Raw genomic sequence first — 16,072 nt, forward strand, 5'->3', positions numbered from 1 at the left:
CAACGGGCCGCCGGGCCTTTCCAGACCGGGCGGCCCGCTCGTACGCGACTGTGGTCAGTCGGCAGGTCGCAACTCGCGCGCCGAGACTTCTTCCAACGACTTGTTGGCCGTCTTCGGGCCGAACCCGAACACCGTGATCGCGGACACGATGTACACCGCGGCTGCGCTGATCATCAGGCCCGACCGGTCGAGACCCCATTCGTCTGCGCTGTAGATGGCGGCGCCGAGCACGCCCGAGATTACGCCACCCAGTCGGCCGAGACTGAAAATGACGCCGGTGCCCAGACCTCGGGCCTCGGTGGGCATTGTTTCGGGAATGTAGGCGTAATAGACGGAAAACACGACACCGGTGAGAATGCCCGCGGCACCGCCCGCGATGGCGACCACGACATTGCTGGTAGCGAGGCCGAGCGCCAGGATCGGGAGCGCCGAAGCCGCCGACGACCAGAGAATGAGCGTTTTACGCTCCATCCGGTCGATCAGCAATACGGTGACTAGTGGAGTGAGCGCATACACGAGCGACCAGACGAACTGGAGTGTGTAGGCGTCGGTCTCGGAGTATTGCAGCGAATCGATTAGGACATAGACCGACCAATTCTGATACATGTAGAGCCCGAGCGTGGCGCCGAACCAACCGAAGCCGACGACGGCGACCAGCCGGAGCATTTTCTTGTTTCGCACCAGTTCGCGCAGGGTGTATTGGGTGCCGGTTTCGATGCGTACGACGGGCTCCGGCAGCGGTTTACCCGCGTGCCGGGCCCTGCCTTCGAGGTCGGCGACCTGCTTGTCGGCGGCGTCGAGATCTCCTTGGCCGACCTGCCAGCGCACCGATTCCGGGAGCAACAGACGGACGGCGGGGGCGATGAGCAAGCCGATTGTGCCGAAGAGGAACAGGTAGCGCCAGGTTCCCGGCGCGCTGTTGGGCAGCATGTACAGCGACAGGGCGCCGAGGATGGGGGCAGTGAGGGTGAAGGCGATCGTGGCGATGGCGACGAAGCGTCCCCGCGATTTCGACGGGAACATCTCGGCGATGTACACGAGCAAGACCGAGGTCGCCGCCTGCACACCTATGCCGGTGATGATCCGGGAGACCAGGAGCCAGGAGTATTCGGGCATTGCCGCCGACATCAGTGAGGCGAGGGAGTAGACCACTGTCGCCCACACCAGCACCGTGCGGCGTCCGAACCGGTCGGCCAGTCGCCCGCCGATGAGCGCGCCGACGAGCATGCCGACGAAGAAGGCGCTGCCGATGGTGCCGATCTGGCCGGTGGTGAGATCCGCGTCGGATTGCAGTGCCGGTGCGATGTAGATGAAAAGCCCGTTGTCGTAATACTCGATCATCAAATTGATCGCGATGAGGGCAATCCACAGGATGTGTGGTTTCAATACCGGGAGCCGGTCCAGTCGGGCGACGATTTCGGGCCCGTACAGGGGTGGGCTGACACGGTCGGAAGTGGTGGGCTGCTGTGTCAAGGTGTGCTCACTGATGTCGATCACACCGTCGCGGTGTGATGGGGATGGAGGCGTCGACACGTGGGGGACGCCTGCGAGCGGAACGGTCTCCCTCGCCGGGGCTCCGGCCCTCTGCTCTTAGGGTGACGCACGCCACATTATCGACCCACCATGATTAACGCAACAGTGGTTATGTAAACTCCGAGTTGCCGGCCGCGGAGGCCGGCCCGTCATGAGCTGGTCGGCGGGCGGACCCTGAGAAAGTGAGCAGGTGAGGTGGATGGACACATCGCAGGTCATCGGAATTCCGTTGCGTTGGAACGACGTCGATGCCTATCGGCACGTCTCGCACATGGCCCTGGTGGCAATCCTCGACGATGGCCGCGGCCGCTGGCTCGACAGCGTCGTCGGCTCCCTGGTTCCAGACTGGGGGTATGTCGTCGCCCGGCTCGAGCTGGACTTCCGGGCCCCCGCCTCACTTGGCGAACGGGTGCTCTGCGGCTCGTTCGCGGTGGAGCATGTCGGCTCGTCGAGCATCCGGCTGCACGAGCGACTGACGACCAATTCGGGCACGGTGGTGGTCGAAGCTGTCAGCGTGATCGTCGCCTGGGATCAGGACCAGGCGGTCGGCCGCCCACTGACCGGTGAGGAGAAGGCGGCGCTCACTCGCGAAATAGCGCCAGCTCACGGGCCCCGAAATTTCTGACGACATAGTTGTGCAAACCGTCCTGGTTTACCGCAGTGATCTGCGCACCAGGGATTCTGATTCGGTCGCCACGATGTGGGGCCGAACAATGACTGCCATCGCCGACCCGTTCTTTCTGCTGTCTGGGGGAGTTCACCGAAATCTTGTCCGACGGCACGGCGGTGATCGTGCGACTCACCGAGGAATTGGCGACCTCAGCCCTTCTCTCAGTTCAGCGCCGTAACACCGTAAATGTGTGGGTGTCGGGTTCGGGCGAGGTCGAACTCGCGGGCACCGGAGCCGATGCCAGCTGTGAGCCGTCGCTTCGGTCCCGGCCGATCACCCATCGGCTGCGTAGATTGTGCGCGATGTCGGCCGTGGCGCCCTGGGCTGCAAGGTGTCTGGTGGCCGACGACGCCGAGATGTCCTGGCGGGCCCCGCGCCGATCTGGTTGAGGTGATCGCGCCCGCCCACGGAGGTCGTCTGCGTGGAGCACGCGCTGTATCCGCTCGAGGTGTCAGCGCCTTCGACAGTGGGCGGGCCGGGGCGATTTTCACCCCGTAGGCCATTTACAAAACGACTGTTGTGCAAATATTGCCTAGCGGTTAGCGTGGTCTGCGTCACCCACTAGGAAATTAGGAGACCCCCATGATCGACGAATCCGTCAAGAAGGCCTTCTGGGAAGACGGCGCTACCGTTGTCCGCAACTTCCTCAACCCGGAACAGCTCGCGGAGCTGTACGAGGTCTTCAAGTGGAATGTGGCCAACCCGGGCCCGTTCGTCTTCCGTCGTCTCGACGGCACGAGCCTGCAAACCCACATCGACAACGCCAACCCGGCCGCCAAGGAACGGCTCGACGAATTGATGACCAGGCTTCCGTTCGGCGAGTTCTTCGCCGAGCTGTGGGACTCCGAGCACGTCTGGTACTACGCCGAAGAGGTGTTCGTGAAGGAGAACGGCGCGAGCGGTCGCGGCCCATTTCACCAGGACACCTCGAACCTGCCGTGGGCGGGCCCGGACTGGGGCAACGCCTGGATCTCGTTCCAGCATGTCCCCAAGAAGAACTCGCTGGAAATCGTGCGTGGCAGCTGGAAGGGCATTGAGTACGACGGTGCCAGCTTCGCCAACGCCGACGATCCCACCGAACCGCTGTACGGCGACGGATCGCTGCCGCGGCTGCCGTGGATCGACAAGGACCTGGAAAAGGACCCGAACTCCTGGGATCTCGTCTCGTTCGAAGTCAACCCCGGCGACGTGGTGTTCCTGCACCCCCGCTCGCTGCACGGCGGCGCCGCCGTCGACGCCGAGTGCCCCGATCGCCACACCCTGGTGCTGCGATTCTTCGGTGACGACGCGACGTTCCGCGAACTGCCGAAGTCGAACCCGCGCTACGCGCGCAACGGCGTGCTGTTCACCGACGAGATGGCGAAGCTGAACGCCGGCGACGCGTTCCGCTCGCCGGTGTTCCAGCAGCTCGTCTAATCCATCCCAGAACAGGAGACCTTTCCCGATGTCGAAGCGTCAGAACTTCAATCCCGGACCGCGTGCAGAGCGTTACCACAATGACCTGCATTTCTCGACGGCCACCCGCGTCGGTGACCTGATCTGGGTGTCCGGTCAGGTCGGGATCGACCCGGCCACTTCGGCGCCCGCCGACGGCATCGAGGCCCAGGCCCGGTTCGCGTTCGACGGCGTCAAGCAGGCCCTCGAAGCGGCCGGGTCCTCGATGGACAACATTCTCGAACTGCTCACCTATCACACCGATATGGGCCGTGACGGTGAAACTTTCGGCCGGGTCAAGGACGAATACATCAAGGAACCGTATCCCTGCTGGACCGGCATCGGAGTCACACACCTCGCCCGCCCGGAGCTGCTGTGTGAAGTCCGCGTCGTCGCCTATGCCAACGACTGAGGAGCGGTAATGAATTCGACGCAGTCACGCCGGGTCGGACTCTACGGAACCGGACGCGCCGCCGCCCAGCTCGTCGGCGCCATCGAGGCGAGCCCGCACACGCTGACCACCGCCATCGTCTTCTTCGACGAGCAGGCCGGCCAGGACATCGGCACACTCACCGGGGGTCGAGCCACCGGGATCACGGCGACCACCGACCTCGAGGGCGCGATCCGCTCCGGCGACTTCGACGTCCTGGCCTACGCCGGCCTGAAAGGCGAAGTCCTGCACCGGGCGATGGAACTGTGCGCCGATGCCGGTGTCGACCTCGTACACGCCTGCTTCGTCCATCCCCGGGTCAAGCTCGATCCCGAGATGTACTCGCGGTTGCAGACGCGCGCCGAGGGAACCGGCGCGCGCATCGTCGGCACCGGCATGCTGCCTGGATTCTGGCTCGACGTGCTGCCTGCGCTGCTGAGCAGCGCGCTGCCCGGGCCGGTCTCGATCATCGGCGAATCCTGCTCCGACATCACCGCGTGGGGCCGAGGCGTCCTTGCCGACGAGATGGGCCTCGGCACACTCGCAGACGGTCAACCCGGTCCTGTGGGCGGGGTGCTGCACGAATCCGCGGAGATGATCGCCGATGTCCTCGGCCTCACCGGGTACGAGTCGAAGGTGTACGGCGGATACGTCACAGCCGACGCCGCCACCGAGGTGGCGGGCATCCAGATCAGCCCGGGCGACAGGGTGGGTTTCGACGAGGCCGCGATGGTGGTCCACGACGGTCGCGAACGCGTCCGCATCGCATGGAAGGGACTGCCCAAGGGGTCTTTCGAGGGCTACGAGCGCTCGTTGACGGTCACCGCGATCGGCGGCGACGGCTTCGAGTGCACCCTGAGTATCACCCCGGCACTCGATCCCTACCCGGGTACCGCCGCACGCATCGTGCACGCCGTCGGCGCGCTCGGGGCGCTGCCGGGCGGCCAGCACACCCCCATGCAACTCGGTATCTGAACCAACAAGGTAAGCGTGGGCGCTGTGCGCCGCGCGAACTACGACGACCACGAAGCCTTCGAAAGACCGCCCGCGCCTTCATCGACGCCGAGGTCGTGCCGGTCTTCGGCGAGTGGCTCGTCGCAGGCATCGTGCCGAGGGACTTCTATCGCAGAGTAGCCAAGGAGATGGCCAGGGCCGGAGTCACGTTCGGTGGATCGCCAGTGCACATCTGTGCCTGCCGTACATTACCGAACACGCCCAGCCGACGGCACACACCACGATTGCCCGCTCTACGCCGACAATCGCGGCGGCACCAGCGAAGTCATGCGCTCGATCATCGCCAAAGGCATGGGTCTCTAGGCTCCATCCGAAACGCAAGGAGTGCATCATGAACGGGAGTTCGCTACCGGCCGAAGACGCCGACACCAGATACACCACTTTCACCGGCTGGGTCGACCGGCCCACCGACCTCACCGCACCACTGGACGCCACGATCAGCTGTGACGTCGCCGTAGTCGGCGGCGGTCTCGGCGGCATGGCGACCGCGCTGCGACTGGCCGAGCGCGGCGTCGATGTCGTCCTGCTCGAGTCGGATTTTTGCGGCTATGGGGCGAGTTCGCGCAATGCCGGACAGATCTCGGCCAAACCGACCGGTGAGCCCCAGATCCTGGCGAAGGTAAACCCGCAGCTGCTGCGTGACCTGGTCCGGTTCGCCGGGTCGTCGGTGCAGTTCGCGGAGGACCTGATCAAACAGCTCGGTATCGAGTGCGACTACGAAGCGGTCGGCAATGTCGGGGCGGCAGTCACCAAGGGGCAGATGCGCAAGGCGCTACGCGACGCGCAAGCGCTGTCCGACGCCGGTGCGACACTGCAATTCGGGGACCAGCACGAACTCGGCCTGCCCGACACCTTCCTCGGCGGCCTGCTGACCCCCGCCGGCGGCACGATGAACCCCGGCATGTTCACCCTCGGTCTCCGGGCGGCCCTGCTGGAATCGGGGGTGCGGGTATTCGAGCAATCGCCCGCACAGTCGGTGGACGACATCGGTTCCGGCGCAACGGTGACTACCCCGCTCGGCCGGGTGCGCGCGAAGAAGGTGGTGCTGGCCAACAATGCGTGGGCGCCCGAACTCGCGATCACGCCGCAGCGGCTGTCGCGGCCGGTGTGGGTCAACATGATCGAGACCGCACCGGTCGAGCGCGAGCGTATCGAGGCGACCGGCTGGACGAGCCGTTCGGGCTTGGCGACCAAGCACAACGTAATGGAGAGCTATCACGTCACCCCGACCAACACGATCGCCGTCGGGGTGCGTCGGCTGCAGATCGGGAAGAACCCGATTTCCGACCGCATCTCCGATCCCGTAGTGGTGGCCGACCTCACCGATGCCTTCCGTGCGCGGTTCCCGTCGCTGCGTGATGTGCCCGTGACCAAGACCTGGGGTGGCTGGATCGCCATGACGTCCTCGCGGGCGCCCGTGGCCGGTAAGGCGTCGAAGAACGTCTACTACGCGATCGGTTGCAACGGTCACGGGCTCGGCCAGGCACCCTACCTCGGTAGCCTCCTCGCCGATCGCCTCACCACCGACGAAATCCACCCGGACATAATGCCGTGGTGGCAGTCGGAGAACCACTTCCCCCGTTCGCTGTACCTGCACAACCCGGTGCTGCGGGCGGCGTGGCTGGCGGACCGGATCGGCGACCGCCGCGCGGGCCGTTAGTGGATGGTCGTCGCGGGGCGGGCCCCCGAGCTCGCGACAAACCGAACCGGCTGGTCCAGAGGTCGCGACTGGGTCCATGCGTGGTGTTCGGCGCGCTGCGAGAGTTGAATATCAGCCGTCGGCGGCGCTTGGCGTTGTGCCGCTGGCTGTCGGTCGGGTGACCGCGGCCCCAGTCGTCGACGACTAACCCCCGTCTCGGACCTCGCGCAGGTGCAGGCACACCTCGTCGATCGCTTGCTTGGCCTGAGCGAACGCGCCGATCTCGGTGACGAAGCCGTGGAAGACGCCGGCATACCTGGTCAGCGAGACGGGTACGCCGTCGCGCCCCAACTGTGCCGCGTAGGCTTCGGCGTCGTCCCTGATCGGGTCGACCTCCGCGGTCAGGATCAGGGCAGGCGGCAGACCGCGCAGCGACTCGGCGCGCATCGGTGCGGCGAGATGGTCGCCGCCCGAGTGGTGCTCGCCGACGTATTGCTCCCAGAACCAGCGGGCGTCCGCGGCGCTCAGCATCGGTGCGTCGGCGAATTCCGACCACGACGACGCGGTGAATGTCTCGTCGACGGCGGGGTAGGCGAGTACTTGCGTCACAGGGAGGGTGCTGTGCTCGTCGCGTCGGTACAAGCACAGGGCGGCTGCGAGATTGCCGCCCGCGGAGTCGCCCCCGACGGCGATGTAGCCCGGATCGATACCGAACTCCGATGCTGTCCGGCTCAGCCACGCGTACGCGTCGACGCAGTCTTCCAGCGCGGCCGGGTAGGGGTTTTCGGGAGCCAGGCGGTAGTCCAGTGACACGACCGTCCATCCGGATCCGGCGGCGATCGCGCGGCACAGCTCGTCGGCCCCGTCCAGGGTCCCCAGGACGAAACCTCCGCCATGCAGGTAGACCAGAGCAGGACTGTTGCCCTTCGCACCGGCACTGTCCGCGCGGTACAGGCGAGCCCGGATCGAACCCGCACGGGTCGGCACGGTCAGTTGTTCGACATGGTCCAGCGGCGTGATCGGCTCGGCGGGCGATGCCGTGTTCAAGAGCGCTCGGGTCTGTTCCGGTCCCAGCTCACGAATGGGTTTCTGCAGCACGCGGGTGATCATCTGGGCCACGGTCTGAGCCTGGTCGTCGAGCAGATTCCACCAGGTGGGAGCGTCGTCGTTCAATGGGAAACCTCGCAAGTCGTTGACAAGTAGTGATCTGTGCCTCACCATCATAGTCACGTGATCCAGTCGTTTGACAGTGACACGTTTTCCATTGGGATCCGCTGCTGACGGGTGTACCGCGCACACGATCTCGTCGAATCGAAAGGACAGAAGGATGACCGAAACGACGATCGGCCACGCGACACGCGGGGCTGACGCGGTCGGTGGGCTCGACATTCGGATCGAGGACGATGCGAGTCCGATCGTCCGGCTGATCGGTCGGACCATCGCCGATTCCGTCCGCGCGAACGGTGCGGACTCCGTCGTGGCGACGGTGGCAGGCACTGTGGCCGTCCGCTCGCACGACACCCCGCAGGCTGCGACGATCAGCATCTCTGACGGTGTCGTCGCGGTATCGAGCGGTGTGTTCGTCGAGCCCGACCTCACGTTGACCGTCGACTTGAACGGCCGGTTCGCCCTGGTCGGTGAGCCTGTTGTCGCAGGCGACGACGATCTCGCTGCCGCGGCGCTGGCACTGCTGGCGCCGCCGCTGCCGGACTGGAAGGTCGCCGCGGATTCGTTCTGGGCCGCGGCCCAGTCGGTGCCGGGGATCCCCGACACGCTCGTCGCGATCACGGAGGGCCCCGAGGGGCTGGATCAGCACGTCGTCGGCGAGGGCGAGACCCACTATGTGATCGCCGGGCCACCGGAGCTGCTGGCCGGCATCTTCTCCGGCGCCGACGACCTGATCGCCGCCCTGTCCACCGGTCTGATCGGCGTGCGCGGCACGTTCTCTCAGCTGTCGGTGCTGGTCGCCGCATCCTGGAAGGTTCGTTACGATGTCTGAAACCACCTACACCGCAACAGAGCTCGAGACCCCCGTGCACACGGTCCGGCTCGAGTCCACCAACCACGACGGCAGCTTCCTCGGCAAGAATCTGGCACCCAGGAAGTTCGCCGCGAGCGCGGGCTCGGGCTTCGCGATGGCCGACCTCCTGTTCGGCCTCGACCTGGGCAACGCCCCGACCTTCGGCTTCGCCTTCCCCGAGTGGCGTGGGCACGTGTCCGACGTGCAGTTCCGGCCTGACATGTCGACGCTGGTGCAGTGGGAGCCGGGTCTGCAGTCCGTGATCGGCGATTACTGGCAGGCCGACGGCAGCCCCATCGGAACCTGTCCGCGTAACCTCGCCCGAAAGTTGGTCGACCGACTCGCCACGCGCGGTTTCGCGGCAACCGTTGCGGTCGAGATCGAGGCGACTCTGTTCCAGGAGTCCATCCACGAGGCCCGGGAAAAGGGATATCGCGACCTGACCCCACTCGGCGGTTCAGCCGGAACCGCGTACCACCTCGCGAAGTCGAAGGACTGGATCGACTACATGTCGGCGGTCGCCCGTCGCCTCGACGAGATCGGCATCGAGTGGGAAGCGTGGAGCGACGAGGACGCGGCGGGTCAGGTCGAACTCAACCTGGTTCCCGGCGACCCGATCTCGGTCTGCGACAACTGGGCTCGCGCCCGGCAAGTGATGCGCGAGGTGGCCTTCGAGCGCGGTCACACCGTCACCTTCATGGCCAAGCCGACCGCGGGCTACGGCCAGGCCTCGCACGTCAACCTGTCTCTGCAGCGCGACGGGGTCAACGCCTTCTACGCCGACGACGGGCCGTCGCCCACGATGCGGCACGCGGTCGGCGGACTGCTCGCGACCATGCGCGGGGCGGCATCGGTCATGCTCCCGCAGATCACCTCGTACCGCCGCCTGGTCGACTTGAGCGGCCCGCCGACGACGATTACCTGGGGCATCGCCAACAAGAGCACCGCGGTGCGCGCAGTGTGCGGTCACCCGGCGTACTCCCGCCTCGAATACCGCGTTCCCGGCGCCGACGCGAACCTGTACCTCGCGGTCGCGGCCATTCTCGCCGGTGTGATCGCCGGCCTCGACGGCGAGATAGAGCCACCCGAGCCGGTCAGCGACCTGGCGTGGTGTGTGCCCGACCTCGAGCGGCTGCCGAACACCATCACCAAGGCGGCCGCCGCGCTGGAGACCGACCTGATCCTGCGCGAGCAGCTCGGCGACGAGTTCGTCGACTACTGGGTCGGTACCCGGCGCTGGGAGTGGATGCAGTTCCACACCGCAGGCGGTGATCCGTTCGCCGAGCTCTCCGAATGGGAGTCGGCGCGATACTTCGAGTTCCCGTGAGCGGGGGGAACGCGACGCCGGGCGCGATCCGGCCGATGATCGGCATCACCGGCCGACGGGTCCGGCTGGGGCTGGTCGACGGGCTGGACAAGCGCTACGGTCACCTGCTCACTGACACCTTCATGTCCGACTTCTCGGACCGGATCGCCAGGGCCGGAGGGATTCCGGTGAACCTGCCCTACGATGCCGACCCGGAGGCACTCTGCCATTGGCTGGCGGGCGTGGTCATCACCGGAGGTCAGGATGTTCATCCCGCGTACTGGGGTGGGGATCTGTCGGTGGTCCGTGACGTGGATCCACGGGATAATCCGATGGTCCACGACCCCGAGCGGGACGAGTACGAGATCGCGCTCGTGCGTGCCGCACTCGCCAGACATATCCCGGTGCTCGGGGTGTGCCGGGGCCTGCAGGTCCTGAACGTCGCTCTGGGCGGCACGCTGATCGCGGACCTGCCGCCCGGCTCCGTCGGGCATCAGTCGAGTTCGCCCCCGCTCACCGACGGTGCCGACGACCACAAGGTGACGTTCGAGCCCGGCTCGATCGCGGAAGGTCTGTTCGGTGCCGGCGCGGTGACCAACTCGTGGCACCACCAGGCGGTCGACCGCTGCGGGACCGGCCTGGTGGTCACGGGGCGCACGGCCGACGGCGTCGTCGAAGCGGTCGAGCTGCCGGGGGCCGCGGTGCTCGGTGTCCAGTGGCATCCCGAGTGGATGGAACGTGACGATCCGGCGCTGAGCTGGATCGTCGCCGAGGGCAACCGGCGGATCTGACTCGGGGAAGACTGTCGGCCGCCACCGAAGGGTGGCGGCCGACAATTACTTTCAGGTCAGAGCGGTTTTCACTCGACGCTCACCCAGGACACGAGCGAGCGCATGGCTTCTTCGGGCGAGGCCGTCTTCGGGGCCGGGGCCGCAGGCGCGGGGGCATCGCCGAGGTGGGCGGCCATCCAGGCGTCGAGCACGCCGAGGATGAGTTCGATCTGTCGTTCCGCCGCTGGGGGGTCGGTGAACACCAGCCAGTTGAGCGCGAATCCGTCCGACAATGTGGACACGATGTACGTCAGTGCGTCGATGGTGTGCGGGTCGACCAGCTGGTCCGCAGCGGTCGCGGCGGACTCGAGGATCGCTCGCAGGGTCGCGGATGCCTCGTTGTACACCATCTCGGCCTGCTGGCCTTCCTGACGCTGGCCCCAGCTGATCAGCTCGACGATCGCCGCGCCGAAGTCCGGATTCGCCAGGTACCACTCCATCACGCCGCGTAACAGGGCGCGCGCGGTGATCGCCACGTCGCCATGGACATCGTTGCGCGTCAGCACTTCTCGATACTGTCCGGCGACGTGCTCGAAGACCGCCGCGAACAGCACCTCCTTCGTGGCGAAGCAGTAGTGCAGGGTGGCCAGCGGAGCGTTCGCCTCCTGCGCGATACGGCGGGTGGTGGCGCCGTCGACCCCATCGGCAGCGATCACGCGCACGGCCGCCGCCACCAGTTCGGCGCGACGTTCGGCGGCGGGAATGCGAGCCATGCCCTCTCCTGTCAACAGATCTGAACGGATGATCAAGTCGGTTCCACGCTACCAGTCGGAAAGGTAAGCGTGTTGCCATATTTCCCCGGAGAACCGCGGTCAGGTGCGGGCAACAACGCGAAGCAAATTGTCATATGCCTTGATCAAACGACTCACTTGGCTTACGGTATGAGCTGGATCACATTGGCGGGTCGGCGCACTCCGATGCGACCACACCGGTTTCGAAGAAACAGACCCGTCATGACCGACGAACTCACGTGTCTCACCCCCGACGCCACCACAGAAGCCATGGTCGACATGATCATGCGAGACGGCGGCGTGATCATCGAAGGAAGCAATTCATGACAGAGATCCACCAGCAATCCGGACCCGGCCGTGCGGGGACTGCTCGCCCCGGGCCGAACAAGGCAGTGCTCATCGGTGTCGGCACGCTGCTGATCGTCCTGACCAACGCCGTCATCTTCATCCTGCCGCCGCTGTTGCCGATCATCCAGGCGCAGTACGGCCTCGCCACAGTGGCCGAGACGACGTGGCTCTACACGGCGCTGACCCTCGGCGGGGGAGCGGGCTTCATCTTGCTGCCGCGCCTCGCCGATCTGCACGGCGACCGTAACGCCGCGGTGGCGGCGTCCGCATTCCTTGCGGTCGGCGCGCTCGTTCCGGCTGCCGGCGACTCGTACTCGACCCTTCTGGTCGGCTGCATTCTCATGGGATTCGGGGGCGCGGCGCAGCTGCTTCCGCTTGGTTTCCTGCGCCGCAATCTCGGCGAGGACGGTATCACGGTGGGTGTCGCGGTTCTGGTCATCGCCACCGGTGTCGGCATCGTCGTGGGCATGATCGGCGGTGGCTTCATCGTCGAGAGTCTGTCGCTGCGAGGCTTTTTCATCATCCTCACCATAGTGTGCGCAGTGACGGCCATTGCGTGCTATGCCGTGATCCCACACACCCCGCCTGCTGAGCGTCCCGGCCGCATCGCGGTACTCGGCACGGTGTGGATGATCGCTTGGGTCGCCGCGATCCTGCTGACTCTGACGCAAGGCCTCGTGTGGGGCATCGCGGCACTCATTCCGTTGATGGCCGGCATCGTCGGGGGTATCGCCTGGGTGCGCGTCGAGCGCCGCTCGACCTCGGCGGTGTTCGACGTCGCACTGATGAAGGCGCCTTTGGTCACCGCGTCGTGCTTGTGTATCGCATTGTTCGCCGCGGTGAACTCGGCCTTCCTACTGCTGCTCAGCACGTACGCTCAGATCACTCCCGAGGATCTTCCTCCCGCGGACGCCTACGGACTCGGGCTCAGCGCCCTGCAGACCGGCTGGCTCATGGCACCTTTCGCGGCGGCGTTCTTGATCCGCGGAACCGTACTCGACCGCGCCTTGTTCAACGGCCGTGGTGCGACCGTCTTCGTCATCGGAGCGCTCATCAGTGCATCGGGGCTGGCCTGGCTCGCCGTCGCGCACGACCAGCAGTGGCACTACCTGGTGGGCGCTGCCGTCATGGGTCTCGGGATCAGAATCGGCTACGCAGCGGGGTTCACCATGGTGCAGATGGCAGTGCCCGAGGAGAAAGCCGGGATGGCGGCCGGTATCGCCGGCACGTCCATGGCCGTGGGTTTCGCCTTCGGCACGGCACTGGTCAGCGCCGACCTCAGCGCCTCCCTGGTTCCGGTGGTCGGAACCGGTCTCGAGGTCGCTGCCAAGGGCCTCTACGGCATCGGCTACTGGTTATCGGGACTCCTCGCCCTGCTGGTCGTGGTGAGCGTGCTGGTCTCACGCGCCCGGTCCGGTCGGCGCGTCGGCGCGGCGGCGTCCTGAACGTGGCTGGGTCGATTGCCGTCCCCGACCTGGCGCGATGATTCGTGCGGGCGGCCGCTGCCGTGGCGCTCACTATCACTCCACACTCACCCAGGACACGAGCTCGGCGGGGGAGGCCTGCGAGGGACGGGCCGCCGGTCCGGAGGTGTTGCCGAGGTGGGCGGCCATCCAGGCGTCGAGCACGCCGAGGATGAGTTCGATCTGTCGTTCCGCCGCTGGGGGGTCGGTGAACACCAGCCAGTTGAGCGCGAATCCGTCCGACAATGTGGACACGATGTAGGTCAGTGCGTCGATGGTGTCCGGGTCGACCGGCCGGCCGGAAGCGGTCGCGGCGCTCGCGAGTTTCGTCCGTATGGTCGCGGATGCCTCGTTGTACACCATCTCGGCCTGCTGGCCTTCCTGACGCTGGCCCCAGCTGATCAGCTCGACGATCGCCGCGCCGAAGTCCGGATTCGCCAGGTACCACTCCATCACGCCGCGTAACAGGGCGCGCGCGGTGATCGCCACGTCGCCATGGACATCGTTGCGCGTCAGCACCTCTCGATACTGTCCGGCGACGTGCTCGAAGACCGCCGCGAACAGCACCTCCTTCGTGGCGAAGCAGTAGTGCAGGGTGGCCAGCGGAGCGTTCGCCTCCTGCGCGATACGGCGGGTGGTGGCGCCGTCGACCCCATCGGCAGCGATCACGCGCACGGCCGCCGCCACCAGGTCGGCGCGACGTTCGGCGGCGGGAATGCGAGCCATGCCCTCTCCTGTCAACAGTTCTGAACGGATGATCAGGTCAGCTTCCGGCTACCAGTCGGAATGGACAATCAGGCCGCCATATCGGCGAGATGACCACCTTTCGGTGAGTGATCCTACAGCTTCGTGGTCATATGCCTTGATCATTTGACCATGTTCTTCTAGGCTATGACCGAGACCACAGTCCGGCGCCAACGGTGATCGGAAGGTCCCGGGCCTCGAGCTCACCGCGGATGCGCCGTTACGACCAGAGATCGCGAGCTGCATCCGCATCGCACCCGACAAGCGTGAAGAGGATGACCATGACCGGAGTCGAATCAGTTCCCCGGGAACGCGCGATCGCACTCGATCGCATGGCTGTGGACCCGCCGATCGACACCGTCGTCGGCCTGCTGGCGATCCAGGCCGCCCGCTTTCCCGACCGCGAGTTTCTTCGGTTCGCGGAAGGATCCTGGACCTTCGGCGAGATCGACGACTGGACGTCACGCCTGGCGCAGCGTCTGGTCTCCGAGGACGGGATTGGCGCCGGCGACCGGGTCGCGATCATGCTGCCCAACGTGGTCCAGTGGCCGATCGCCTGGCTCTCGATCCTCAAAGCCGGCGGCGTCGCGGTGCCGGTGAACTCGTCATACCAGCGCGCAGACCTCGAATTCGTGCTCCGAGACTCCGGCGCCCGGGTGATGTTCACCGACGACGGTCACAGCCCGCTCGTCGACGAGGTGCGCGCCGCGAACGGCGATCTGGCCGATGTCCGTATCGTCGAAGCCGCGTCGCGCGGCGAGCTCGCGCAGTACCCGGCGGACAGGCCCGATGTCGCGATCACCCCGGACACGCTGGCCAACCTCCAGTACACCTCGGGGACCACCGGATTCCCGAAGGCGTGCATGTTGACCCACGACTATTGGGTCCGGCTGGGCTGGATCTGTGCGGGTGCGGCGGGCCTCGGGTCCGGCGATGTGGTTCTCACCTCGCAGCCGTTCTCGTACATGGACCCGCAGTGGAACACCTCTTTGTGCCTTACGGTCGGCGCGCCGCTGGTGGTGCTGCCCCGGTTCTCCGCCTCGGGTTTCATGGCGGATGTCCGTCGACACCGGGCCACGTTCTGCTACGTGCTCGGCTCGATGCCCACGCTTCTGTTCAAGCAGCCGCCGAGCCCGGAGGACCGGGACAACGACCTGCGCCTCGTGCTGTGCTCGGCCATCCCCGTCGCGCTGCACGCGCAGCTCGAACAGCGTTGGGGCACGCCGTGGCGGGAGATCTTCGGGATGACCGAAAGCGGGGCCGACCTGGTCAGCCTCCCCGAGAGCACGGTCGACGTCGGCAGCGGACGACTGGGGCAGCCCGTTCCCACGAAGCAGGTCCGGGTGGTCGATCCGGAGGGCCGGGAAGTTGCCGCGGGAGAGTCCGGCGAGCTGATCACGTCGGGCAGGCCGATGATGCTCGGCTATTGGAACCGACCCGAAGACACCGCGGAGGTCCTCCGCGACGGCTGGCTGCACACCGGCGATGTCGCGGTCCGCGAGCCGGACGGCTACCGCCTGGTGGGCCGGATCAAGGACATGGTCCGCCGCGGCGGGGAGAACATCGCGAGCGCCGAGGTCGAACGCGTCCTCGAGCGCGACGACACCGTCGTCGCGACAGCGGTGGTCGGCGTCCCGGACGAGCTGTTCGGCGAGGAGGTCAAGGCCTTCGTTCAGCTGGCCCCCGGCGTCGAGGAGAGCCGCGCGACCGCAGAGCAAATCGTCGACGGCGCACGAACTCAGCTGGCGCGCTTCAAGATTCCTCGATACGTCGAGTTCGTCGCCGAGTTCCCGCGCACCCCGTCCGAGCGCGTGTCGAAGCCGGCCCTGCAGGCGCGCTCCGCCGAGCATCCCGGCATCACCTACGACCTGCAGCCGCCGCGCACCGCCGGCAACGGCAACTGAGGAGCC

General features: G+C 66.4%; 14 protein-coding genes and 1 pseudogene. 11 read left to right on the forward strand and 4 right to left on the reverse strand.

Annotated features, from left to right (window positions below; translation table 11 throughout):
- Positions 1-54 precede the first annotated feature (54 nt).
- Positions 55-1,497, reverse strand: coding sequence for an MFS transporter (locus JWS14_RS45530; protein ID WP_241031817.1), 1,443 nt, complete (start codon positions 1,495-1,497; stop codon positions 55-57).
- A gap of 235 nt (positions 1,498-1,732) precedes the next feature.
- On the opposite strand from JWS14_RS45530, the gene JWS14_RS45535 reads away from it, so the two are divergent.
- The 6 genes and pseudogenes from JWS14_RS45535 to JWS14_RS45555 all read left to right on the forward strand — a co-directional run bounded on the left by JWS14_RS45535 (position 1,733) and on the right by JWS14_RS45555 (position 6,741).
- The gene (locus JWS14_RS45535) at positions 1,733-2,158 is read left to right on the forward strand and encodes an acyl-CoA thioesterase (protein ID WP_206016764.1); all 426 of its coding nucleotides are present in this window, start codon (positions 1,733-1,735) and stop codon (positions 2,156-2,158) included.
- A 627-nt stretch (positions 2,159-2,785) separates the two neighbouring features.
- Positions 2,786-3,619, forward strand: a complete 834-nt coding sequence (locus tag JWS14_RS45540; RefSeq protein ID WP_005570156.1) for a phytanoyl-CoA dioxygenase family protein — start codon at positions 2,786-2,788, stop codon at positions 3,617-3,619.
- Positions 3,620-3,647: 28 nt separating this feature from the next.
- A complete protein-coding gene (locus JWS14_RS45545; RefSeq protein WP_206016765.1) occupies positions 3,648-4,049 on the forward strand; it encodes a RidA family protein in 402 nt (133 codons plus the stop codon).
- Positions 4,050-4,058: 9 nt separating this feature from the next.
- Positions 4,059-5,042: a hypothetical protein gene (locus JWS14_RS45550; protein ID WP_206016766.1), complete on the forward strand. Its 984-nt coding sequence runs from the start codon at positions 4,059-4,061 to the stop codon at positions 5,040-5,042.
- 24 nt (positions 5,043-5,066) lie between these two features.
- A pseudogene (locus JWS14_RS52060) lies at positions 5,067-5,185 on the forward strand (acyl-CoA dehydrogenase family protein); the annotation flags it as partial.
- 227 nt (positions 5,186-5,412) lie between these two features.
- Entirely contained in the window at positions 5,413-6,741 is a 1,329-nt protein-coding gene (locus JWS14_RS45555) for an NAD(P)/FAD-dependent oxidoreductase (protein ID WP_206016767.1), read from the forward strand.
- A gap of 183 nt (positions 6,742-6,924) precedes the next feature.
- Here JWS14_RS45555 and JWS14_RS45560 read toward each other — a convergent pair whose 3' ends face one another.
- The gene (locus JWS14_RS45560) at positions 6,925-7,893 is read right to left on the reverse strand and encodes an alpha/beta hydrolase (protein WP_206016768.1); all 969 of its coding nucleotides are present in this window, start codon (positions 7,891-7,893) and stop codon (positions 6,925-6,927) included.
- 154 nt (positions 7,894-8,047) lie between these two features.
- Here JWS14_RS45560 and JWS14_RS45565 point away from each other — a divergent pair, with 154 nt between their 5' ends.
- From JWS14_RS45565 to JWS14_RS45575, 3 genes are read left to right on the forward strand one after another with little or no spacing between them, the layout of a single operon-like run.
- Positions 8,048-8,719, forward strand: a complete 672-nt coding sequence (locus JWS14_RS45565; protein WP_206016769.1) for a hypothetical protein — start codon at positions 8,048-8,050, stop codon at positions 8,717-8,719.
- Positions 8,712-10,067, forward strand: coding sequence for a glutamine synthetase family protein (locus tag JWS14_RS45570; RefSeq protein ID WP_206016770.1), 1,356 nt, complete (start codon positions 8,712-8,714; stop codon positions 10,065-10,067). Before JWS14_RS45565 ends, JWS14_RS45570 begins: the two co-directional genes overlap by 8 nt.
- Positions 10,064-10,837 carry a gamma-glutamyl-gamma-aminobutyrate hydrolase family protein gene (locus tag JWS14_RS45575; protein WP_005570164.1) on the forward strand — a complete coding sequence of 258 codons (774 nt, stop codon included), beginning with the start codon at positions 10,064-10,066 and terminating at the stop codon, positions 10,835-10,837. Before JWS14_RS45570 ends, JWS14_RS45575 begins: the two co-directional genes overlap by 4 nt.
- Before the next feature lie 68 nt (positions 10,838-10,905).
- On the opposite strand, the gene JWS14_RS45580 is transcribed toward JWS14_RS45575, so the two are convergent.
- Entirely contained in the window at positions 10,906-11,589 is a 684-nt protein-coding gene (locus JWS14_RS45580) for a TetR/AcrR family transcriptional regulator (protein WP_206016771.1), read from the reverse strand.
- A gap of 341 nt (positions 11,590-11,930) precedes the next feature.
- Between JWS14_RS45580 and JWS14_RS45585 the strand changes: the two genes are divergently transcribed.
- Positions 11,931-13,400, forward strand: a complete 1,470-nt coding sequence (locus JWS14_RS45585) for an MFS transporter (protein ID WP_206016772.1) — start codon at positions 11,931-11,933, stop codon at positions 13,398-13,400.
- Between the two features lie 75 nt (positions 13,401-13,475).
- On the opposite strand, the gene JWS14_RS45590 is transcribed toward JWS14_RS45585, so the two are convergent.
- A complete protein-coding gene (locus JWS14_RS45590; protein ID WP_206016773.1) occupies positions 13,476-14,144 on the reverse strand; it encodes a TetR/AcrR family transcriptional regulator in 669 nt (222 codons plus the stop codon).
- Between the two features lie 299 nt (positions 14,145-14,443).
- Here JWS14_RS45590 and JWS14_RS45595 point away from each other — a divergent pair, with 299 nt between their 5' ends.
- Complete coding sequence (locus JWS14_RS45595; RefSeq protein ID WP_241031818.1) at positions 14,444-16,066, forward strand: class I adenylate-forming enzyme family protein; 1,623 nt, start codon at positions 14,444-14,446, stop codon at positions 16,064-16,066.
- The last annotated feature ends 6 nt before the right edge of the window (positions 16,067-16,072 follow it).

Origin of the sequence: Rhodococcus koreensis (genome assembly GCF_017068375.1) — a bacterium.
Taxonomy (GTDB): Bacteria; Actinomycetota; Actinomycetes; order Mycobacteriales; family Mycobacteriaceae; genus Rhodococcus_F; species Rhodococcus_F koreensis.

Coding starts and splice junctions, on each gene's coding strand:
- JWS14_RS45535 (WP_206016764.1), top strand. CDS start 1,733: ATGGACACATCGCAGGTCATCGGAATTCCGTTGCGTTGGAACGACGTC.
- JWS14_RS45540 (WP_005570156.1), top strand. CDS start 2,786: ATGATCGACGAATCCGTCAAGAAGGCCTTCTGGGAAGACGGCGCTACC.
- JWS14_RS45545 (WP_206016765.1), top strand. CDS start 3,648: ATGTCGAAGCGTCAGAACTTCAATCCCGGACCGCGTGCAGAGCGTTAC.
- JWS14_RS45550 (WP_206016766.1), top strand. CDS start 4,059: ATGAATTCGACGCAGTCACGCCGGGTCGGACTCTACGGAACCGGACGC.
- JWS14_RS45555 (WP_206016767.1), top strand. CDS start 5,413: ATGAACGGGAGTTCGCTACCGGCCGAAGACGCCGACACCAGATACACC.
- JWS14_RS45565 (WP_206016769.1), top strand. CDS start 8,048: ATGACCGAAACGACGATCGGCCACGCGACACGCGGGGCTGACGCGGTC.
- JWS14_RS45570 (WP_206016770.1), top strand. CDS start 8,712: ATGTCTGAAACCACCTACACCGCAACAGAGCTCGAGACCCCCGTGCAC.
- JWS14_RS45580 (WP_206016771.1), bottom strand. CDS start 11,589: ATGGCTCGCATTCCCGCCGCCGAACGTCGCGCCGAACTGGTGGCGGCG.
- JWS14_RS45585 (WP_206016772.1), top strand. CDS start 11,931: ATGACAGAGATCCACCAGCAATCCGGACCCGGCCGTGCGGGGACTGCT.
- JWS14_RS45590 (WP_206016773.1), bottom strand. CDS start 14,144: ATGGCTCGCATTCCCGCCGCCGAACGTCGCGCCGACCTGGTGGCGGCG.
- JWS14_RS45595 (WP_241031818.1), top strand. CDS start 14,444: ATGACCGGAGTCGAATCAGTTCCCCGGGAACGCGCGATCGCACTCGAT.